This window comes from Pseudomonas quasicaspiana, assembly GCF_021147825.1.
GTDB lineage: Bacteria > Pseudomonadota > Gammaproteobacteria > Pseudomonadales > Pseudomonadaceae > Aquipseudomonas > Aquipseudomonas quasicaspiana.
Map to the genome: position 1 here is coordinate 17397 of NZ_JAGTPI010000050.1, position 21434 is coordinate 38830.

A 21434-nucleotide genomic window follows, 5' to 3' on the forward strand; every position below is an offset into this window, starting at 1 on the left:
GTCCCACGCCCTATATGTGCATCACACCACCGCTCACACCGCGACTTGGTTAAACTAGCCCCCTTCGCGGAGGCTGACATGCAAGACGACGATTTTTCCCTGTTCAAAAACGAGTTACGCGGCGTCAAGCCCATCAAGCAAGAATATGCCGATGTAGGCAAACCCAAGACCGACCGTAAACTCCTGGCCAGACTGCGTCAGTCCGCGACGGTGCGCACCGATTCGGTGACAGTCGATGGGTTGTCAGATCAGTTCGTGATCGATGTCGGGCCGGAAGATGTGTTGAGCTGGTCCCGCGATGGCGTGCAGGAAGGCCAGATGCGCAAGCTGAAGCTCGGGCAGATCAGCTTCGAGGGCAGTCTGGATTTGCATGGCATGACGGTAGAGGTCGCGCGGGAAACCCTGTGGGAGTTTCTCGCTGAAGCAACCAAACTGGAAGTCCGCTGCGTGCGTGTCACTCATGGCAAGGCTGTGCGACTGGACGGCAAGCGCCCCATGATCAAAAGCCACGTCAATACCTGGCTGCGGCAACATCCTCAAGTGTTGGGTTTCTGTTCGTGCCAGGCAAAACACGGCGGCGCGGGAGCGGTTTACGTGATTCTCAAGCGGAACATGATGGAAGGTCGCGACGAGTAATCCGTCGCAACCTGAATGAAAAACCGGGGCGAGTTACGGACGACCGCCCGGACCGCCGCCACCTGGACCACCGCGGTCGCCACCTTCATAGTGACCGCCACCGCCACCGCCGCCATGCCCGCCACCACCATGACCGCCAGGTCCACCTGGACCCCAAAACGGCCAGCAGCCTGAAACCGTAGACAGCACTGCAACCACCATTGCCACTTTAATCAATCGACCGAACATCACTTCACTCTCTCATGCGACAGGTATTTGTTACCTGCTCATTCAGACAGCGCGTGAGGGCTTATTTCTGTCGCGGGTTGGTAGGGGCTTGGTAAGCGACTGGATACAATCGCGCTCCGTCTGAGATGCCGCTTGATAAATGATCGTGTAGCTATATACTCAAGCTTAACGAATAACGTTAAGCATTACAGATGATTCAGAGTTTTCGCTGCATCGATACCCAGGCACTGTTTGAAACTGGCAAGACCAGACGTTGGAGCGGGTTAAAGAATGTAGCAGAACGAAAGCTCGCGATGCTCGATGCCGCAACGGCGCTGAAAGATCTCAAGTCGCCCCCCGGAAACAGACTGGAGGAGCTTCATGGAGACAGAGAGGGTCAGCACAGCATACGCATCAACGCTCAGTTCAGAGTCTGCTTCATATGGGGCAGCAATGGACCGGAACATGTAGAAATTGTTGACTATCACTGAGGTGAACCATGCATAAGAACGGCATGCGCCCGATACATCCGGGAGAAATTCTCAAAGAGGAATTTCTTGAACCGCTGGGGGTGACCCCCGCGGCACTCGCCCGCGCCCTTCATGTCTCTGCTCCGACAGTCAACGATATTGTCAGAGAGCGGCGCAATATCAGTGCAGATGTTGCATTGCGTCTGGCAAAGGCACTCGGCACATCTGCGCAGTTCTGGCTCAACCTTCAAGCTTCCTACGACCTGCGTAAGGCAGAGATCGAGAAAGGCGAAGAAATCTACCGTGATGTTCACCTTCTCGACTGCTGTGCCTTCAGCTAAAGAAACCTGAACGATCAGGCTGCTGTAGCGCCAATATGCCCTTCTGTAATAGACGGCAATACAACTACGGTCATACCTACGCTACTATGTGCGGCCTGACAGAAAAAGCTCGGCGCCAGCCTGGGCAAAGCGGGCAAATACCGCTATCGATTTATACCATCGCAGAACTCCGGCACTGGCTGGGGCGAGATCGGGCAACTCGAATAGAGCTTGATTGGTACAAATTGGTACGACCCGACATGGTACCTATCTGAAAACTTTATGGAATCAACCCCTGTGACACTGGAACAGAACTACACCGCGATCCTTGGCCAACTGGGGGAAGACGTTTCCCGCGAAGGTCTGCTCGACACTCCCAAGCGTGCTGCCAAGGCAATGCAGTATCTGTGTCGCGGTTATGAACAAACGCTGGAAGAGGTTACCAACGGTGCCCTGTTCAGCTCCGACGCCAGCGAAATGGTGATGGTCAAGGACATCGAGTTGTATTCGTTGTGCGAGCATCACCTGCTGCCGTTCATTGGCAAGGCGCACGTCGCCTATATCCCCAATGGCAAGGTGCTGGGTCTGTCCAAGGTCGCGCGCATTGTGGACATGTATGCCCGCCGCCTGCAGATCCAGGAAAACCTCAGCCGCCAGATCGCGGAAGCAATAATGCAAGTGACCGGCGCACTGGGCGTTGCCGTAGTGATCGAAGCCAAACACATGTGCATGATGATGCGCGGTGTCGAAAAGCAGAATTCGTCGATGATCACCTCAGTGATGCTCGGTGAATTCCGCAACAACGCTGCTACCCGCAGCGAGTTCCTCAGCCTCATCAAGTGACCGACGCCCTGCCCGGCTGATCACTCGCCGGGCCTTGGGCGATACGTTCCCGCCTGTTTCTCGCGAGGTCTTTTACGTGTTTATAAAAGCATTGAGGGTTGGTCTTGGCCAACTGGTCATCTTCATCGACTTCATCACCCGTCCGGCGAAGAAAAAACGCACGCCCGAAGCTCAGGCGGCTGTCGAGCAGTCAGCAAAGAATCTCAGCCTGTATCAGTTCAATGCCTGCCCGTTCTGCGTCAAAACCCGTCGTACCCTGCACAAGCTCAACGTTCCGGTTGCGCTGCGTGATGCAAAAAACAACGAACAGGATCGCGAGACACTGCTCAATGAAGGCGGCAAGATCAAAGTGCCCTGCCTGCGCATCGAGGAAGATGGCAAGACCACCTGGATGTATGAGTCCAAAGTTATCATTGATTACCTGAATCAGCGCTTCGCAGCGATCTGATTCAACGGCGAACGCCCGATATCAATTCGGGCAGCCCTCCTGACGGCACGCCGCATACTGTTTCAACTGCTCGACGCGCACCCTGGTCTGCTCTGCCAGACACCGGGATTGCAGCAGCGGCCACATCGAGCCGGAATCTTCAGCCTTGCCTGCCTGATACATACAATCCGCATCACGGAAAGCAATCCACTTCTGCTGCGCAGCCTTGAACGCCTGCTTCTTCTCAGGCGTCTGCAAGTACGCTATTTGTGCCTTGTATTGTTTGTTCAGCGCCGCATCCAGCGTTGCCAGTTGCTGACCTGCGCAACGATTCATCGCAGCCTGGCTGGCATCACAGTCTGTGTTTTGTGCCGAAGCAGAGCAGCCAATACCCAGCGCCATGAACATCAGCACCGCCATCATTGAAAAGCGCATCGGGAACTCCTTTCCTTAAAGTCGTTGTTATCGGGCTACGGGGCCTCTCCCGAAGGGCGCGCAGACTAAATGCCTGTGCTGACACAGCCAAGTGATTTCAGCTCTGCTAAAACAATCGGACATAAAAAAGCCGGTCATGTTGCATGACCGGCTTTTCAGGTGTCCGTCGCGATCAGTCCAGCATGCCTACATAGCCAGGTTGCGCCTTCACCCGCTCCAACCATTGCTCGATGCCAGGGTATGGCGTCAGGTCGAAACCACCCTGATGGGCAACATGGGTGTAGGCATACAACGCAATGTCTGCGATGGAAAAGTGATCGCCCACCAGAAACGGCGTACGTTTCAGCTGCTGCTCCATCACCGCGAGGGCGCGGTAGCCAGCCTTGTGCAACGAACGATATTCCTCGAGACGCTCTTCAGGCAGCCCCAGATAAAACTGGATAAACCGCGCGACTGCGATGCTCGGCTCATGGCTGTACTGCTCGAAGAACTGCCATTGCAGCACTTGCGTGCGCAGTCGCGGTTCGCTCGGCAGGTACTGGCTGCCATCGGCGAGGAAATTGAGGATCGCATTGGATTCCCACAGGCAGGTGCCGTCCTCAAGCTCCAGGACAGGGATCTTGCCGTTGGGGTTCTTCTCCAGAAACGCTGCGGTCTGGGTTTCACCCTTGAGAATATCCACCGGCACCCAGTGATACTCGACGCCCAGCAGGTTGAGCATCAGCTTGATCTTGTAGCAGTTGCCCGATTTGTAATCGCCGTAAACCTTGTACATACCCGTCCCCTTGAATTCCCTTGATGCCCGCAGCTAAGCGGCTCGCTCCAACCGGGCCTGACGCACGACCGCCGCCAATCGCTTCAGGCCCTCATCGAGACGGGCCGGATCAATGTGGCTGAAGTTGAGCCTTAGATAACCATGGTTGGCATCTGGATCAGCGAAAAACGGCTCCCCCGGCATAAACGCGACATCCTGCCTGAGCGCTTCGTCGAGCAGAGTCCGTGTATCCATTGGTTGCTTGAGCGTCAGCCAGAAAAACAAACCACCTTGCGGGCTGTTCCAGTCAGCTATATCGGCAAAATGTCGTTTTAGTGCAGCCTCAAATGCATCCCGCCGCTGACGGTAGAAAGTCTGCAACTCAGACAAGTGTTCGCGGTAGTGCTCGGTACCGATCCATTGCAGGGCCTGCCACTGGCCTAAACGGTTGGTGTGCAGATCGGCAGACTGCTTCAAACGCAGCAAATGCGGGAACAGATCAGGACTGGCAATCAGGTAGCCGACCCGCAAACCTGGCAACAGGGTTTTCGACACGGTACCCGTGTAGATCCAGCTGGCCTTTTGCAAACGGCTGGCGATGGGCTTGGCACTGCCGCCATCAAACGTCAGATCGCGATAGGGTTCGTCTTCGATCAAGGTCACGCCGAATTCATCCAGCAGAGCAGCCACGGCCACACGACTGGCTTCGCTGTAACGCACTGCGGAGGGATTCTGGAAAGTCGGAATCAAGTAGGCGAACGCAGGCTGGTGTTGCTCCAGTTGTCGTCGCAAGGCCTGCAAATCCGGACCATCGGTTTGCAGCGGCACTGTCAGGCAATCAGCACCGAACAACTGGAAAATCTGCAACGCCGCCAGGTATGTCGGTGCTTCGAGCACGATCTGCGTGCCTTTGTCGATGTACAGCTTGGCCGCCAGATCCAGCGTCTGCTGCGAGCCGCTGACGATCAACACCTGACTGGCGTCGCACTGCAGGCCGATAGCTCGCGCCTCTGCAGCCAGGGCTTCGCGCAAGCCAGGCTCGCCTTCACTCATGCCGTATTGGCCAAGCGCAACAGGCATGTCCGCCCACTCCACTTTGGGCAGCATGGCTTCGGCTGGCAGGCCACCGGCAAACGACATGACTTCCGGACGCTGGGCCGCAGCAAGGATTTCACGAATCAGAGAACTTTTAAGCCGGGACACGCGTTCAGAGAAAGCCATTGAGATCACCGCTAGCCGAAGTAATTGGAAATAAGTCAAACTGGTTGACCGAAATTACGACGCCAGACATAGATACGTCAATATGCTTGACCTTAAAAATTCCGCATCCCAACAAGCCGCCATGGAAGCTTTTTTCTTCGGCTACCAGGCATTCACGGCTAAAGCTGACGAAATGCTTGCCCGACGAGGCTTCAGCCGGGTGCATCAGCGCATCGTATTTTTCATTGCCCGCTATCCCGGTTTGAGCGTTAAAGAGCTGCTCTGCGTGCTCGGTGTGAGCAAGCAGGCACTCAATGCGCCGCTGCGCCAACTGATCGCCATGGACCTGGTACATAGCACCGCCCCCGACAGCGACAAGCGCAAACGCTTGCTGGGGCTGACCGAAGAAGGCTCGAAGTTCGAACAGGCTTTGCGGCGCGAACAAGTGAAGTTGTTGCAGCGCGTTTTTGCCGAGGCGGGTCTTGAAGCCGTTGACGGCTGGCTGCAGGTCAACGAAGCACTGGGCAGGACGTTGCAGAGTGGTGCCCGGCCTGCTTCTCGTGAAGATGACTGAAACCTGACATCGGCTCCTATTAGACAAAATATAAATAAACGCGTTTGCAGCCAGGATTGGGCTGCTTCGTAACTGTACTCACGTTTACGAATCCCGCTGTATCGCAACACTTTGATACCAGTACGTTTACGCTTGCGGCCTGCCGTTGCACTGCTCAAGGATGGATTGATGAACGCCTCACCCCTCGCCCGTCTGCGCCCATTGGCCGACACTTCCCCCGCCGCAATCGTCGCTGGTTTTATCGCCATGATGACGGGCTGTACCAGTTCGCTGGTGCTGATGTTTCAGGCAGGCCAGGCAGCCGGGCTGACCAGTGCGCAGATATCTTCGTGGATCTGGGCATTGTTCGTCGGTATGGCTGTGTGCAGCATCGGTCTTTCCTTGCGCTATCGGACACCCATCACCGTGGCTTGGTCGACCCCCGGCGCAGCTTTGCTGATCACCAGCCTGGGCGGAGTGGCGTATCCAGAAGCCATCGGTGCATTTATCACCAGTGCAGTGCTCGTCATCATTTGCGGGGTAACCGGCAGCTTTGACCGACTGGTAAAAAAGCTTCCCGCCTCTCTGGCTGCGGCGTTACTGGCCGGCATTCTGTTCAAGATCGGCAGCGAAATCTTCGTCGCCGCCCAACACCGCACCGCGCTGGTATTGGGCATGTTCTTCACCTACCTGCTGATCAAACGGATATCGCCACGCTACGCGGTACTGGCTGCACTCCTGGTGGGTACTGCGCTGTCAGGCTGGTTGGGTTTGCTGGACTTCAGCGGCTTTACGCTGGAGGTCTCGATGCCGGTCTGGACGACGCCAGAGTTTTCTCTGGCGGCAACGGTGAGCATCGGCATTCCGCTGTTTGTGGTGGCCATGACGTCACAGAACATGCCGGGCATCGCCGTGTTGCGTGCTGATGGTTATCACGTACCAGCCTCTCCGCTGATTTCAGTCACCGGTATCGCTTCATTGTTGCTGGCGCCGTTCGGTTCCCACGGACTCAATCTGGCCGCTATCAGCGCGGCCATCTGCACCAGCACCCACGCTCACGAGGACCGCGACAAGCGGTACACGGCGGCCATCTGGTGCGGAATCTTCTACGCCATTGCCGCCATCTACGGTGGAGCGCTGGCGGCGCTGTTTGGTGCGTTCCCCAAGGAACTGGTGCTATCGATCGCCGCTTTGGCGTTGTTCGGCTCGATCATCAACGGCCTGACCGTTGCGATGAACGAACCCAGGGAGCGCGAAGCGGCACTGATCACCTTCATGGTGACGGCGTCAGGCCTGACCCTGCTTTCGATCGGATCGGCGTTCTGGGGGATTGTGGCGGGGGTTGTGACGATGCTGATCCTGAATGGGACGTCGCGTCGGTAGAAGCAGGTCGCTTCAGAAATACATCTACCGGATTCGAAGATGATCCTGCGCCACAAACAAGTGGTCTGTAGGAGCTGCCGAAGGCTGCGATGGCGGTGCATCAGACTAAGTGCTCGCAGCCTTCGGCAGCTCCTACGGGCCAATAAAGATTCAGTGTTTCGCTACAACCTGAAATGCCCAACCATCCCCTTGAGCTCGGTCCCAAGTGATGCAAGCTCAGTACTCGACGCTGCATTGCCCCGCATGGCCAGGGCGGACTGATCGGCGCTGGCGCGAATATTAGTGACGCTGCGATTGATCTCTTCGGCGACCGACGTCTGTTGCTCTGCCGCTGCGGCAATTTGCTGGTTCATCTGCTGGATCATTGAAACCGCCGCGGCGATGCTGCCCAACGCGCTTTCGGTTTGCAGCGCATCGCTGACCGCAAGCCTGACCAGTTCACCACTGCTCTGGATTTGTGCCACGGAGGCTGAAGCACCACTGCGAAGGCTGCTGACGAGTCGTTCGATTTCCTCAGTGGATTGCTGAGTTCGCCTGGCCAGCGCTCTTACCTCGTCGGCAACCACGGCAAAGCCCCTGCCCTGCTCACCTGCGCGCGCGGCTTCGATAGCCGCATTCAGCGCCAACAGATTGGTCTGTTCGGCCACGCTTTTAATGACCCCAAGCACCGTGCCGATGTTCTGGATCTCGTTGCTCAGGTTTTCAATGCTGTCGATGGCCGACGCGGAAGAACTGGCCAATTGCTCAATGCGCTGCAAACTCTGACGCACCACTGTCTGGCCGCTGTCGACCTTCTCATCAGCGCTCTGCGCGGCAAGCGCCGCTTGTTCCGCATTGCGGGCGACGTCATGCACAGTTGCCGTCATCTGGTTCATGGCCGTCGCGACCTGCTCGGTCTCTTCCTGCTGATGACTGACTTCGCGATTAGTCTGCTCAGTCACAGCCGAAAGAGAATGCGCAGAACTGGCCAACTGATCGATACCTGCCTGCAGACCACTGACGATGCCACTCAGGCCAGCCCCCATCTGCTGCATGGCGAGCATCAACTGGCCGATTTCATCCTTGCGCCGTACGTCGATACTACCGCTCAGGTCCCCCGCAGCAATACGTTGCGCAATGGCAATGACGCTGCGCAACGGGTGAACGATCAGGCGAGTGATCAACAGCGAAGCCATCACACCCACCAACAAGGCCCCCACCGATGAGCCGATGATCTGCAACGTGTTCGTGGTGAGTTGCGCCTGCATCGACTGATCTTCGGCGGCGTAGGCTTGCTTCACTTGCTCGACGACCTGCGTGGCGTTGGCAGCCAGTTGCAGTGATACCTTGGCTTCGCTGTCGAGCAGGTCGGTGTATTCACTCAGTTTTTCAGTGAAATTGACGATATGCGTACTGACTTCACCCAACACAGTCTGGTAGCCCTCGTCCTTGACGACACCTTTGAGCTCCTCGACCAACGCCTTGGCATCATCCGCCTGCGTGATTTTGCCAGTCTTGACCTCGTCACCCGAGCCTGTCTTGCGGCTTTTATCGAGACGCACCCGGGCCTCGTCCATTGCCTGCATCATCAATTTTGAGACCTGGCTGACCTGATTGGCCTGCTCGATGAACTCCGAACCCTGCTCGCCCTTGGACTCCTTAAGGCCATAGGCGCCGTCATCCGCTAGCCCGGCCTGTAAAACATCCAGATTGTTGGCGACGCTAGAGACGGACCAACTGGCCATTTCCAGCGCAATGTCCTTGCTTTGGCTGATATCGACGAACTGATCGAAGGACCTGCGATAAGCCCCCAACGTCTGCTGGACCTCGGTCATGCGTGACTCGCTAGCGGGGGACTGACTTTTCAATTGCTCAGCCAGTGCATTCAACTCATCAACGCCAACATGCAGTTGCTCAACGATCTTCGGATCACTGCGCAGCGCGTATTCCTGCTCCAGCAACCTGACCTTGAGAAGCCCGCTGTTCAGGGAAGACATCTGGTTAAGGCCATCGAAGTGAGCGCTGATGCTTTTCAGCGACCAGACACCAATAGCGGCTACCAGCGCGGTCAGCAGCAAAACCAGCGTGAAACCCACGCCGAGTTTCTTTGCCATCCCAAGGTTGGCAACGCGAGCTTGCATGGCCGAAATCATAGCGCTCATCTCCGTTCGATCACTCAAGGCGTTCTGGCCGAACACTCAGGCCGTTGATTCACGCCATTCAATAATCGTGCAGATTCGCAATGAGCCTGAAGATGTACAAGTCTTTGACGCCGAGATAATGGCAAATAGCTATGCCGAAGTCGTTTTCAGACTTATCCGGGGCAACTTGGGATTATCAGCCTGCGTGCGACGTCGAGACTTGAGCATAAAAGCAGCGGATGACCTGGCAGCAGTTGCAGGGTAAACGTCCGATTCGGAGCGATTACCCTGCGTGGAGCGCTAAACGTGCGCAGGGGTATTCAGCAAGTCGCAGCCCCCACCAGCAAGGTTCCCGCATCCGCATCGAGTGTGGCTTCGATGCCTAGCGGCACCGCGTGGTTGATAGCGTCATGGCCAATGGAAAGACCGCCCAGAACAGGAATGCCCAGATCACCCAGTCGTTCCATCAAGACACTCGAATGGGTGATCGATCCGGTAGCGCCTTTAGGTTCGCTGAACTGCCCAACCGCAATGCCTGCCAATCCATTCAACGCACCACTGTTGAGTAGATGAGTAAGCAGGCGATCGACACGATAGGCCGCTTCGCTCACATCTTCGATCAGCAGAATGGCGCCGTTGAGATCTGGCATGTAATCAGTACCCACGCTGCTGCTGAGTATGCTGAGATTGCCTCCCAGCAATACACCATGAGCCGTGCCGCGGGTACGCACATCGAAGGTGCGCTCCGCTGCATCGGCTGCGACCAGAACCGGTTCGGTGCTCATGGTCACGTGTCGCAAACCGCTGACGAACAGGCCGCCGCGCTCAAGCTGACTGGCCACCGGCCCGTGGATGGTTGCCAGTCGCGCATGCTGCCAAAGCGCACCGTGAAACGCAGTGATATCAGAAAAACCAATCACCAATTTCGGATCGCGTTTAACCGCGTCGAAATCAAGATGATGAACGATGCGTTGCGCGCCGTAGCCGCCACGATTACAAAACAGTGCGCGGATCTCCGGATCAGCCAGCGCAGCATTGAAGTCTGCAAGCCGGTGCTCATCAGTGCCCGCATAAAAAGAATGAGTATCCAGTGCGTGAGCATAAATCCGGGGCTTGAGACCCCAGCTCTTGAGAACCTCTGCCGCACTTTCGACCTTTGCTGCCGCCACGGGACCAGCAGGTGAAACCAGAGCGACGGCATCTCCGGGGCGGAGCGCATGAGGGCGAAGGGTTGGCAAACAGATGGAAGACATTACAAGAGCTCAAGTTTCAGGTCAGTGGGCCAATGTAGATTAGTCTCGGCTGTCGATCCACACCGAAAAACATTTACCTGATTTTGAAAACCTACCGCCAGCGGGCGCGCGCTTGCTCATCATCCAACTGGATCGCAACGCATTCGCACGATGATCTTCACTTGCCGGGCAACGCCTCAGCGACTTCAATCAATCTTTGACTATTTATGAGGAAATGCCATGAGCAGCCACACCAACCGCCAATTCCTGCTCGCCAAACGCCCGGTCGGCCAGGCGAGTCGCGAAGACTTCACTTATCAGGAAATACCGGTCGGCGAGCTGGCAAGCGGGCAGATTCTGGTCAAGAACCATTACCTGTCACTGGATCCGGCCATGCGCGGCTGGATGAACGAGGGCAAGTCGTACATCGCCCCTGTCGGTCTGGGCGAGGTGATGCGCGCACTGGGCGTGGGCGAAGTGATCGCCTCGCAAAGCGAACAGTTCGCGGAAGGTGACTTTGTTCAGGGCGCACTGGGCGTTCAGGACTACTTCCTTGGTGAGCCTAAAGGCTTCTACAAAATCGACCCTAAACTCGCACCGCTGCCCCGCTACCTTTCAGCGCTGGGCATGACCGGCATGACCGCCTACTTTGCGCTGCTGGATGTCGGAGCGCCGCAGAGTGGCGACACCGTAGTGATTTCCGGCGCAGCGGGTGCCGTGGGAAGTGTCGCCGGACAGATCGCCAAGCTTAAAGGTTGCCGAGTGATTGGCATCGCGGGTGGTAAACAGAAGTGTGAATCGCTGGTTAATGAGCTGGGCTTCGACGGCGTCATCGACTACAAGAGCGAGGATGTTCTGGCAGGTCTGAAGCGTGAGTGTCCCAATGGCGTGAATGTCTATTTCGATAACGTCGGTGGCGACATTCTCGACGCCGTACTCAGCCGTCTGGCGCCCAAGGCGCGGGTCGTGATCTGTGGCGCGATCAGTCAGTACAACAACACCTCGCCCGTCAAAGGGCCGAGCAATTACCTGTCGCTGTTGGTCAACCGGGCCCGCATGGAGGGTTTTGTGGTCATGGACTACGCCAGCAAGTTTGCCGCTGCCGGGCAGGAGATGGCCGGCTGGATGGCTGAGGGCAAACTAAAGAGCCGTGAGGACATTGTCGATGGGCTGGAGACGTTTCCCGAAACCCTGCAGAAGCTGTTCAAGGGCGAAAATTTCGGGAAGTTGGTGTTGAAGGTTTAAATCTGCAGGTATCAGAGTCTTATCAAAATTAATCTTCTGATTTGAAATGAGGTTTTTGTAGGAGCTCACGAGCAACGCGAGGCAGCGATGGCGGAGTGTCAGACAAGCCGCTATCGCTGCCTCGCGTTGCTCGTGAGCTCCTACAGGTCCATTGTTTTGCCGACCTTACTGCGCTTGCAACACCTCATCCGCCTTGCCGCCTGCATCCTGAATCACCAGATGAATGAAATGCAGTTTGGTGATCACTGCAGGTGGGAGGACGAACGGATAGAAGTCAGGCTGGCCCATGCTGCGCGAAAGCTCGTTGAGCATCCCGGCCAGTTCGATCCAGGCATTGACGAATGACAGGAACGCAGGCCCGCCGGGGTGTTGCGGGTCGTAAAGGGTTTCCAGCGGGAAGGGCTGATAATCCAGGTCCATATCCCGGGCACTCATGCCAAAACCCAGCGCGGTATCGACTGCATCCATCATGTGCAGATAATGCGCCCAGGTCTCAGCCCAATCCTCCCAGGGATGCATGGTGGCGTAGGCGCTGACGAAGTTCTGCTGCCAGTCGGCAGGCGCCCCGTTCTGGTAATGATGATCCAGTGCCTCGGCATAACTGGCGCGTTCATCGCCGAACAGGTTGCGATACCCGTCCTGCCACCAGGTATTTGCGATCAACCGATCCCAATAGTAGTGGCCCACTTCGTGACGGAAATGCCCGAGCAGAGTCCGATACGGTTCGTGCATCTGTACGCGAATTTTTTCGCGATGGGCGTCGTCCGCCTCTTTGATATCCAGGGTGATCAAGCCGTTGGCGTGCCCGGTGGTCGGCGCTTTGCCTTCCAGATCAACGCCAAGAAACTCAAAGGCCAGCCCGCGCTCTTCGTCCTGAGTTTTGGGGATGACTTTCAGCCCGAGGGAAATCAACTGCGCAACCAGTCGACGCTTGGCGGTTTCCACCTTGCACCAGCGCTCACCGTTTTCCGGGATCGACAGGTCGGGAATGGTCTTGTTCAAGCTACAGGCAATGCAGAACTCGCCACTGTCATCGGCGGGAAACAGCCAGTTGCAGGCCGCAGGCGTATCAACGTTGGCACAACGCCGATACAACCCGGCTCCCGGCTCGTCACTCAGGCGCCAGGTGTCTTGATCGGGGCCAGGCTCAAGAGCTGCAACCCGTCCCTGCTCTGGCAGATAACCAAGCGCCGCGGAGCAGGCCAGACACTGGGTATTGGGAAAGAATACAGACTGACCACACTGGCACTGCCAAACCTTGCTGTTACGCCGGGTCTCGCCAACAAAAGGTGCAGCAATACGTGAACTGAGTTGCTCGAAAAACCGGTACATGGCGATCTCCTGGTGGGCCAGCATGCACTAGATCATCGCCGGTTGCCGTCGTTCCGTGGAGTTGATGCGTGACGTGGATCTTTGCTGAATCATCGATCTTCTGGGCGATGACGCCCCGTGGGGCATCCACAGGTAAAGGGATTGCGCGAACGTCGTGGGAGCGAATTCATTCGCGAAGGGGCCGATACATACGCAGCCTGTGTATCGTCTGAAATGCCGCCTTCCCGAATAAATTCGGTCCCACAGGATTTGCATCGCACATCAGTTTGCAGGCAAACATAGACCTCCCACATGAAGCACTTATCCCGTCAGGTCAGCACATGGCCTTTCAATCCACCGCGATGCCATGCTTCGCCAAAAATCCTACAAACGCCTCTTCATCCAGCACCTTCAAACCCAGCTCGTTGGCCTTGGTCAACTTTGACCCGGCCCCCGGCCCGGCGACTACGGTGTGGGTTTTAGCCGATACGGAACCGGACACCTTGGCCCCCAGGCTTTCCAGTTTTTCCTTCGCTACGTCGCGGCTCATCAGTTCCAGCGAACCGGTCAATACCCAGGTCTGCCCCGCCAAAGGCAAGCCTTCGACGACTTTTTTCTCGCTCTGCCAGTGCATGCCGAAGTCTTTCAACTGGGCTTCGATGGCCAGCCCGCGTTCGGCGTTTTCCGGTTTGTCGAAAAACTCACGCACCGCTCTGGCCTGTTTCTCGGGCAAGGCCTGACGCATGTCCAGCCAGTCAGCCTTGATGATGCCTTCCAGCGAGCCAAACTTGTCGGCCAGCTTCTGAGCGGCACCGGGACCTACCGAAGGGATGTTCAGCTTGTCGACCATGCCACCCAGCGTCGCGCTGGCAGCGAACTCTGCGCCCAGCTCACCCTCATCCTGCAATTGCAGGCCGCGCTCGTTCAGCAGCGCGTCAATCACATTTTGGTTGTGCCCGTCTTCAAAGAAGCTGTGGATCTCATGAGCTACTTCAAGACCGACATCCGGCAAATACGTCAGCACTTCAGGCAACGCCTGTTTGACTCGCTCCAGCGACGCCAGTGAGCGAGCCAGCACCTTGGCGGTCTCCTCGCCCACATCCGGAATACCCAGCGCATAGATAAACCGCGCCAGCGTGGGTTGCTTGCTGTCTTCGATGGCCTTGAGCAGCTTTTTGCTGGAGATTTCCGCGAAGCCCTCCAGATCGACGATTTGCTCAAAGGTCAGTGCATAGAGATCGGCTGGCGAACCAATCAGTTTTTCGTCAACCAGCTGTTCGATGGTTTTGTCGCCCAGGCCTTCGATATCCATGGCCCGTCGCGAGACGTAATGGATGATCGCCTGCTTGAGTTGCGCACCGCAGGCCAGTCGACCCACACAGCGGTAAACCGCGCCTTCGCTGACGGTTTCCTTGCCCTTGCTGCGCTTGATCAACTGCGTGCGCTCGACATGGGAACCACACACCGGACAGGTTTGCGGGATTTCTACCGCGCGGGCGTCTTCCGGACGACGCTCAAGCACGACTTGCACCACTTGAGGAATCACATCGCCTGCGCGACGGATGATCACGGTATCGCCGATCATCAGTCCCAAACGTGCCACTTCGTCCATGTTATGCAGGGTCGCGTTGGCGACAGTCACGCCTGCTACCTTCACGGGCTTAAGGCGTGCTACCGGCGTAACAGCGCCCGTACGCCCTACTTGAAACTCGACGTCGAGCAGTTCGGTCAGTTCTTCCATGGCGGGGAATTTATGGGCGATGGCCCAACGCGGCTCACGGGCACGAAAACCCAGCTCGCGTTGTGCAGCCAGGTCGTTGACCTTGAACACCACACCGTCGATTTCGTAGGTCAGGGCCAGACGCCGCTCGCCGATGTCACGGTAATACTCAAGGCATTCTTCAATGCCATCTGCCAGTTTCAGTTCGCGACTGACCGGCATACCCCATTCCTTGAGCTGGTTCAGGTTGCCGATATGGGTGTCAGAGATTTCCGCAGACACTTGGCCCAGACCATACGCACAGAATTCCAGCGGGCGGTTAGCGGTGATCTTCGAATCCAGCTGACGCAGGCTACCCGCTGCCGCATTACGCGGGTTGGCAAAAGTCTTGCCGTCAATTTCCGCCTGACTCGCATTGAGCCGCTCGAAGCCCGCCTTGGACATGAACACTTCACCGCGCACTTCCAGCACTTCGGGCCAGCCGGTGCCATGCAGCTTCAGCGGGATATTACGCACAGTGCGCACGTTGATGCTGATGTCTTCCCCGGTGGCGCCGTCGCCACGTGTAGCGCCCCTTACCAGAGCGCCATCACGGTACAACAGGCTGACCGCAAGACCATCGAGTTTGGGTTCGCAGCTGTATTGCACTTTTGCGCCGCTGCCAAGCAAATCACCGGCAGGCAAGTCCAGCCCTTCGGTGACGCGGCGGTCGAACTCACGCATGTCGACTTCTTCGAAGGCGTTACCCAGGCTGAGCATCGGTACTTCGTGACGCACCTGAGTAAATGCCGACAGCGCTGCACTGCCGACCCGTTGCGTGGGCGAATCAGGCGTGACCAGATGGGGGTTTTCTGCTTCCAGCGCTTTGAGCTCGTGGAACAGCCGGTCGTACTCCGCGTCCGGAATGCTCGGCTCGTCGAGGACGTGATAGCGGTAGTTGTGCTGATCCAGTTCGGCGCGCAGTTCAAGGATTCGGGTTTCGGCGGCTTTCATGCGGTGTTCTCTTCAAAAGCAAAAGAGCAGCCTAGGCTGCTCAGATGTTGGTACGGTCTATCAGGGCATAACCCGTGGGAGCGAATTCATTCGCGAATGCAATAGATCAGTCAACGATGATGTTGAATCTACCGGCCTCTCGCGAATGAATTCGCTCCCACAGGATGTTTACCCAAGCATAAATCAACGACGCTGAGTCAATGCGCGGCGTTCGAATTCGACGATGCGCTGACGGTAGTGCTCAATGGTCTGCGCGGTCATGACGCTGCGCTGGTCATCCTTGAGTTCGCCATTGAGTTCATGGGCCAGCTTGCGAGCAGCGGCGACCATGACGTCAAAAGCCTGTTTCGGATGACGCGGCCCCGGCAAGCCGAGGAAGAAGCTCACGGCACGGGTGCTGAAGTGGTCGATGTCATCCAGATCAAATACGCCAGGCTTGACGGCATTGGCCATGGAGAACAGCACTTCACCGTTGCCTGCCATGCTTTCGTGACGATGGAAAATATCCATCTCACCAAAACGCAGACCGCTTTCCAGAATGTTCTGCAACAACGCAGGGCCTTTGAAGCCACTTTCGTCGCGGCAAATAACGCTGATGACCAGCACTTCCTCAACAGGCGGCAGATCCTTGTCTTCGGTGATGCGCTGGGCAGGCTTGTCATCTTCGAAGGCATCTTCGCGCCCGGTGAACAGGCTCGGGCCGTCCATGTCCAGGTTGAGATCGCCTTGCTGCGGCTCATCCTTGCGTTTGTTATTGCGCTTGCTCTGACGCGGCGTCGCGCTCATCGACGGCAGGTCTTCCTCGTCGAGCTGCGGCTCTTTATGTGTGTCGAGCACTCGCGGTGGGCCCAGCAACTCGGCGGAGGACGGTTCATCGTCATCCGGCAGGTTCGAGAAGCTGCGGTCCAGCCTGAATTTCAATTTCCCCTTGCTGCCGCGCATACGGCGCCAGCCATCAAAAAGAATACCGGCAATGACAATTATGCCGATGACGATCAGCCACTCGCGCAGACCGATTTCCATGTAATCCAGTGCCTCTAATGAAGAATGCTTGAAATAAGGGCCTAAACCCCTTTAAAACGTGGTGCCAAGTCTCTGTTCTGACTGGCAATTTGCCCACGCGAAAAGAAAAAGTGGACATTAAACTAGCACGACCAAAGGTAACTTTACACCGTCTGTTACATCTGGTTTGTGCGCAAAGCGATATCTACCCCACAGAGTTGTTCACGCAAAGCTATTAAATGGCCATTTCTACCGCGCAGAACAGGCATTGCTAGGCATCGACCAATGCCATCGCCTCCTCTACATCCACCGCCACAAGTCGCGAACAACCCGGTTCATGCATGGTGACACCCATCAATTGATCGGCCATTTCCATGGCGATCTTGTTGTGGGTGATGTAAATGAATTGCACAGTCTGCGACATCTCCTTGACCAGTCGCGCATAGCGTCCAACGTTGGCATCGTCCAGCGGTGCATCCACTTCGTCGAGCATGCAGAACGGTGCAGGATTGAGCTTGAAGATGGCGAAAACCAACGCCAACGCAGTCAAGGCTTTCTCGCCACCGGACAGCAAATGGATCGTGCTGTTTTTCTTCCCCGGCGGGCGCGCCATGATTGTTACTCCTGTATCGAGTAAATCTTCGCCAGTCAGTTCCAAATAAGCTGAGCCTCCACCGAAAACTTTTGGAAAAAGTGCCTGAATTCCACTGTTTATCTGATCGAAGGTCTCTTTGAATCGATTTCGCGTCTCCTTGTCGATCTTGCGGATCACGTTTTCGAGGGTTTCCAGTGCCTCAACCAGGTCAGCGTTTTGCGCGTCCAGATAGCGTTTGCGCTCAGACTGCTGCTGGTACTCATCGATGGCTGCAAGGTTGATCGCGCCCAGCCGCTGAATCCGTACGGCAATGCGCTCAAGTTCTTCTTCTGCGTCTTTTTCGTTGGCCTCAGCGGTCAGGGTTGCCAGCACGCCCTGCAGGTCGTAACCGTCTTCAAGCAGCTGATCCTGCAAGGTGGTACGGCGCACCGTGAGGGATTGCCACTCCATCCGCTGCTGTTCCAACTGCCCACGCAGCAATTGTGATTGCTGCTCGGCCTGGGTACGGCGCTTCTCGGCGTCGCGCAATTCGCGATCGGCATCTTCCAGCGCATTCTTGGCGGTACGCATTTCATCGTCCACCGCCATGCGCCGCTCAAGTAATTCTTCAAGTTTCAGGCGCAGCTCTTCCAGCGGGGCTTCGCCCTCCTCCAGATTCAAATCGAGCTGCTCGCGCTTTTCGGTCAGGCGCTCGGACTGCATCTCCAGACGCTCAAGCGCCTGTCGTGTGGAATCGTGCTGAGCCCTCAGCGAGCCAAGGCGCACAGCCAGTTGATGGGCGTGGTCCTTGTGTTGACGGGCTTCCTGACGCACGCGGTCAAGGTGCTCGCGCAGGCTGTCGCGCTGGGCCTGAAGCAGTTCACGCTGCTCGGTGTCCAGCGCCATGGCGTCCAGCGCATCCTGCAATTGCAGGCGTGACTCACCAAGATGCTCGTGCTCCATGGCGCGTTGCTCGCCCAGCTCTGCAAGCTCTTCATCCAGTCGGGTACGACGCAAGGTGAGCTGTTCGACCTTGACCCTGGCGGCAGACAATTGCGCCCGGAGCTCGCTTTGCTGACGGGTTTCATCCTGGACCCGGCGGCGCAACTCTTCCCGGGCCTCTTCCTGATTCGATTGCTGTTCACGCAGCATCAACAGCTGCTCTTCAAGAGTGGCTAGTGTAGCTTCACGCTCATCGCGCTCCTGCCCCAGACGCTGCAACTCCTGACCGCGGGCCAGCACGCCGCTTTGCGCTTCACTGGCACGACGTACCCGCAGAAAGTGCCGCCCCACCCAGTAACCATCGCGACTGATCAGGCTTTGCCCGGTCGCCAACTGACCGCGCTGGGCCAGTGCCTCATCAAGGGTTTCCACCGGACGCACCTGGCCCAGCCAACTGGCGAGGTCCATGGCACTGTCGACTTTATCCAGCAGACTGCCGGGGATTCGCGCAGCCTCGGCGCTAGTACTGACCAGCCGCAAATCGCCCTGCTGGAAACCCGCAAGGTCAAGCCCGCCGAAGTCATCCACCAGCACGGCCTGCAGGTCCGCACCCAGCACGGTTTCCACCGCCAGCTCCCAACCCGGCTCAACCCGCAGGCCTTCAGCCAGCCGTGGCTGCTCAGCCAAATCATGATCGCGCAGCCATTCGGCGGTACCGGTGTCGGGATCAAGCGCAGCCTGCTGCAACGCTTCAAGGGATGCTAAACGGCCGTTAAGCCGCTGCAATTCGCCTTGGGCCTGTTGCTGTGCCTGATTGGCCTGTTGCAGCTCGTTGCGCAACTGCTCAAGCCGCTCGACAGCTTGCTCTTCGCCGATGTGCAACTCTTCGAGGGTCATTTCCCGGGTAGCAAGATCTTCGTCCAGTTGCAGAATCGCCGCGTCTTCCGGATCGGCTTTGAGCAATTCCAACTCTTCACCCAGCCGTCGCTGCCGCTCGGCCAGTCGCTCCAGGCTGTGTTCCAGTTGCTGAATACGCGACTGCTGGACTTCCGCCTGACGTCGCGGTTCGGCTGATCGCAAGTTAAAGCTGTCCCACTTCTCCTGCCAGCCATGCATCGCGCTTTCAGCATCTTCCAGCGATGCTGCGGATTCCTCGGCGGCAGCACTGGTCATCTCCTGCTCGGGCTCAAGCATTTCCAGCTCTTCGCCCAATGTAGCCAGCAGCGTGCGGTCGTGGCCCAGATGGGATTCGGTTTCCTGACGGGCGCGCTCGGCTTCACGCAGGTCATCCTGCAATTGGCGCAGACGCTGCTGACCGTGCTGAATGCTTTGCTCGACGCGGGCAATGTCACCGCCTACGGAATAGAAGCGCCCCTGAACCAGATTGAAGCGCTCGGACAGGTCGTGGTGGCCGTCACGAAGACGCTCGATGCTGGCATCGGCATTACGCTGCTCGGCGACCAAGGCCTCGAAACCGACCTCCTGATTGCCAATCACCGCCTCGCGCTGACCCACCTGCTCGTTTAGCGCCTGCCAGCGCAACGCTGACAACTGTGCCTTGAGCTGACGCTCCTCAGCTTTGTATTCCTGATACTTCTCGGCAGCCTGAGCCTGACGATGCAGGCGTTCCAGCTGGCGCTCCAGCTCTTCGCGAAGGTCGGTCAGGCGCGCGAGGTTTTCGTGGGTACGGCGGATACGGTTTTCAGTTTCGCGACGACGCTCCTTGTACTTGGAGATCCCCGCCGCTTCCTCAATGAAATTACGCAAGTCTTCCGGCTTGGCTTCGATCAGCTTGGAGATCATCCCCTGCTCGATGATCGAATAGCTGCGCGGGCCCAGACCGGTGCCGAGGAAAATATCGGTGATGTCCCGCCGACGGCATTTGGTGCCGTTCAGGTAATAAGTGTTCTGGCTGTCGCGGGTGACCTTGCGGCGGATGGAAATCTCCGCGTAGGCCGCGTACTCGCCGACCAGCGTGCCGTCCGAGTTATCGAAGACCAGCTCGATGCTGGCCTGGCTGACGGGCTTGCGGCTGGTTGAGCCATTGAAGATGACGTCGGTCATCGACTCGCCGCGCAGGTTCTTGGCCGAACTTTCGCCCATGACCCAGCGCACGGCGTCAATGATGTTGGATTTGCCGCAGCCGTTAGGGCCAACGACCGCCGCCATGTTACTGGGGAAGTTCACCGTAGTGGGGTCGACGAAGGATTTGAACCCCGCCAGCTTGATGCACTTCAGCCGCATGGGGTCAGCCCGCTTCCAGAGCCGAAAGCACCAGCTGACAGCTGCGTCGCCCGTAATCGGTCAGTACGCTGCGAACCCGCGTGGTATCCCGGGCGATCACTGCTTCAAGCAATTGCTCGAACAGGGTCAGATAGTCACGCATCTCTGCCTTGCGCTGGTCCAGCGCCAGGTAATAGCTGCGGCTCATGGACGGTTGCAGGTTATCGACGGTCTCCTGCAGGTAAGGATTGTTGGCAAACGGATAAGCCGCACGCATCACGTTGAAGCTGTCTTCTACGAAAGCCTTCACGTCCTGGCGCTCGTAACTGGCAATCAGCCGCTGCTGGATTTGCAGGAAACTCGCCAGATCGCTCTGCTGCTGCCACTTCTCGGCTACCGCAATGCCCAGCAGTACATACAATTCAGTCATCAGCGTGCACAGGCTCTGCACGTTATGGGCATTGAGTACCGTGACCTGCGCGCCGCGACGCGGCAGGATCGCCACCAGATGACGGCGTTCCAGAATCAATAACGCTTCGCGCACCGAACCACGGCTGACGTTCAACGCCTGCGTGACTTTTTGTTCCTGAATGCGCTCGGCAGGCTTGAGCTCGCCACGAATGATGCGCTCGGCAAGGTGGTGAGCGATTTGCTCGGCGAGGCTGTCCGGAGCCTTGAACGTCATGTCTTTCCCAAATGCTGGTGATAACCAAGCGGCGCAGTGTATCCCAAGGAAGGCCTATGGCGCAGGGCCATACCGGTGGAAACTGGCACGAAATAAGCAAAACTTTCAACAGATCGTGTCAGTTCGTCGCACTGGCAGCCCGCTGATACCCGGTGACCG

20 protein-coding genes and 1 pseudogene are annotated in these 21434 nt (G+C 57.3%); 9 read left to right on the forward strand and 12 right to left on the reverse strand.

Annotation, left to right across the window (positions count from 1 at the left end; translation table 11 throughout):
* Positions 1–78: 78 nt before the first annotated feature.
* Positions 79–636: a Smr/MutS family protein gene (locus KDX30_RS22590; protein ID WP_231677548.1), complete on the forward strand. Its 558-nt coding sequence runs from the start codon at positions 79–81 to the stop codon at positions 634–636.
* A gap of 33 nt (positions 637–669) precedes the next feature.
* Here the strand turns inward: KDX30_RS22590 and KDX30_RS22595 are convergent, their stop codons facing one another.
* Positions 670–864 carry a hypothetical protein gene (locus KDX30_RS22595; protein WP_231677560.1) on the reverse strand — a complete coding sequence of 65 codons (195 nt, stop codon included), beginning with the start codon at positions 862–864 and terminating at the stop codon, positions 670–672.
* Between the two features lie 191 nt (positions 865–1055).
* Between KDX30_RS22595 and KDX30_RS22600 the strand changes: the two genes are divergently transcribed.
* The 4 genes from KDX30_RS22600 (at position 1056) to KDX30_RS22615 (ending at position 2924) form a co-directional block, all read left to right on the forward strand.
* The gene (locus tag KDX30_RS22600; protein ID WP_027898899.1) at positions 1056–1334 is read left to right on the forward strand and encodes a type II toxin-antitoxin system RelE/ParE family toxin; all 279 of its coding nucleotides are present in this window, start codon (positions 1056–1058) and stop codon (positions 1332–1334) included.
* Positions 1335–1342: 8 nt separating this feature from the next.
* Entirely contained in the window at positions 1343–1654 is a 312-nt protein-coding gene (locus KDX30_RS22605) for a HigA family addiction module antitoxin (protein WP_231677549.1), read from the forward strand.
* Positions 1655–1930: 276 nt separating this feature from the next.
* On the forward strand, positions 1931–2476 hold the full coding sequence (folE, locus tag KDX30_RS22610) for a GTP cyclohydrolase I FolE (protein WP_027898901.1): 546 nt from the start codon (positions 1931–1933) through the stop codon (positions 2474–2476).
* Between the two features lie 76 nt (positions 2477–2552).
* Complete coding sequence (locus tag KDX30_RS22615) at positions 2553–2924, forward strand: glutathione S-transferase N-terminal domain-containing protein (RefSeq protein ID WP_027898902.1); 372 nt, start codon at positions 2553–2555, stop codon at positions 2922–2924.
* A gap of 21 nt (positions 2925–2945) precedes the next feature.
* On the opposite strand, the gene KDX30_RS22620 is transcribed toward KDX30_RS22615, so the two are convergent.
* The 3 genes from KDX30_RS22620 to KDX30_RS22630 form a co-directional block, all read right to left on the reverse strand.
* Positions 2946–3338: a lysozyme inhibitor LprI family protein gene (locus KDX30_RS22620; RefSeq protein ID WP_231677550.1), complete on the reverse strand. Its 393-nt coding sequence runs from the start codon at positions 3336–3338 to the stop codon at positions 2946–2948.
* Positions 3339–3510: 172 nt separating this feature from the next.
* Positions 3511–4113 carry a glutathione S-transferase family protein gene (locus KDX30_RS22625; protein WP_099267310.1) on the reverse strand — a complete coding sequence of 201 codons (603 nt, stop codon included), beginning with the start codon at positions 4111–4113 and terminating at the stop codon, positions 3511–3513.
* Positions 4114–4146: 33 nt separating this feature from the next.
* Positions 4147–5313 carry an aminotransferase-like domain-containing protein gene (locus KDX30_RS22630; RefSeq protein WP_231677551.1) on the reverse strand — a complete coding sequence of 389 codons (1167 nt, stop codon included), beginning with the start codon at positions 5311–5313 and terminating at the stop codon, positions 4147–4149.
* An 82-nt stretch (positions 5314–5395) separates the two neighbouring features.
* On the opposite strand from KDX30_RS22630, the gene KDX30_RS22635 reads away from it, so the two are divergent.
* The gene (locus KDX30_RS22635) at positions 5396–5866 is read left to right on the forward strand and encodes a MarR family transcriptional regulator (protein ID WP_231677552.1); all 471 of its coding nucleotides are present in this window, start codon (positions 5396–5398) and stop codon (positions 5864–5866) included.
* A gap of 168 nt (positions 5867–6034) precedes the next feature.
* Positions 6035–7228 carry a benzoate/H(+) symporter BenE family transporter gene (locus tag KDX30_RS22640; RefSeq protein WP_099267313.1) on the forward strand — a complete coding sequence of 398 codons (1194 nt, stop codon included), beginning with the start codon at positions 6035–6037 and terminating at the stop codon, positions 7226–7228.
* Positions 7229–7389: 161 nt separating this feature from the next.
* Here KDX30_RS22640 and KDX30_RS29900 read toward each other — a convergent pair whose 3' ends face one another.
* Together KDX30_RS29900 and KDX30_RS29905 are read right to left on the reverse strand one after the other, a co-directional pair.
* A complete protein-coding gene (locus KDX30_RS29900; protein WP_406643969.1) occupies positions 7390–8271 on the reverse strand; it encodes a methyl-accepting chemotaxis protein in 882 nt (293 codons plus the stop codon).
* Positions 8251–9369: pseudogene (locus KDX30_RS29905) on the reverse strand (HAMP domain-containing protein); the annotation flags it as partial. The pseudogene KDX30_RS29905 and the gene KDX30_RS29900, both read right to left, overlap by 21 nt.
* Here KDX30_RS29905 and KDX30_RS22650 point away from each other — a divergent pair.
* On the forward strand, positions 9347–9613 hold the full coding sequence (locus tag KDX30_RS22650; protein ID WP_231677561.1) for a hypothetical protein: 267 nt from the start codon (positions 9347–9349) through the stop codon (positions 9611–9613). The pseudogene KDX30_RS29905 and the gene KDX30_RS22650 sit on opposite strands and share 23 nt — an antisense overlap.
* 55 nt (positions 9614–9668) lie before the next feature.
* On the opposite strand, the gene KDX30_RS22655 is transcribed toward KDX30_RS22650, so the two are convergent.
* Complete coding sequence (locus tag KDX30_RS22655) at positions 9669–10601, reverse strand: S66 peptidase family protein (RefSeq protein ID WP_231677553.1); 933 nt, start codon at positions 10599–10601, stop codon at positions 9669–9671.
* A 219-nt stretch (positions 10602–10820) separates the two neighbouring features.
* On the opposite strand from KDX30_RS22655, the gene KDX30_RS22660 reads away from it, so the two are divergent.
* Positions 10821–11825 (forward strand): NADP-dependent oxidoreductase, encoded by a 1005-nt coding sequence (locus tag KDX30_RS22660; protein ID WP_231673675.1) that lies wholly within the window; start codon positions 10821–10823, stop codon positions 11823–11825.
* A 165-nt stretch (positions 11826–11990) separates the two neighbouring features.
* Here the strand turns inward: KDX30_RS22660 and KDX30_RS22665 are convergent, their stop codons facing one another.
* From KDX30_RS22665 to KDX30_RS22685, 5 genes are all read right to left on the reverse strand, one after another.
* Positions 11991–13157 (reverse strand): zinc-binding metallopeptidase family protein, encoded by a 1167-nt coding sequence (locus KDX30_RS22665; protein WP_231673674.1) that lies wholly within the window; start codon positions 13155–13157, stop codon positions 11991–11993.
* Between the two features lie 328 nt (positions 13158–13485).
* Positions 13486–15849: an NAD-dependent DNA ligase LigA gene (gene ligA / locus KDX30_RS22670; RefSeq protein WP_231677554.1), complete on the reverse strand. Its 2364-nt coding sequence runs from the start codon at positions 15847–15849 to the stop codon at positions 13486–13488.
* 183 nt (positions 15850–16032) lie between these two features.
* Positions 16033–16872, reverse strand: a complete 840-nt coding sequence (gene zipA / locus KDX30_RS22675; RefSeq protein WP_027898913.1) for a cell division protein ZipA — start codon at positions 16870–16872, stop codon at positions 16033–16035.
* 250 nt (positions 16873–17122) lie between these two features.
* Entirely contained in the window at positions 17123–20611 is a 3489-nt protein-coding gene (gene smc, locus KDX30_RS22680) for a chromosome segregation protein SMC (protein ID WP_231677555.1), read from the reverse strand.
* Positions 20612–20615: 4 nt separating this feature from the next.
* Positions 20616–21275, reverse strand: coding sequence for a GntR family transcriptional regulator (locus tag KDX30_RS22685; protein WP_122705999.1), 660 nt, complete (start codon positions 21273–21275; stop codon positions 20616–20618).
* Positions 21276–21434: the final 159 nt, after the last annotated feature.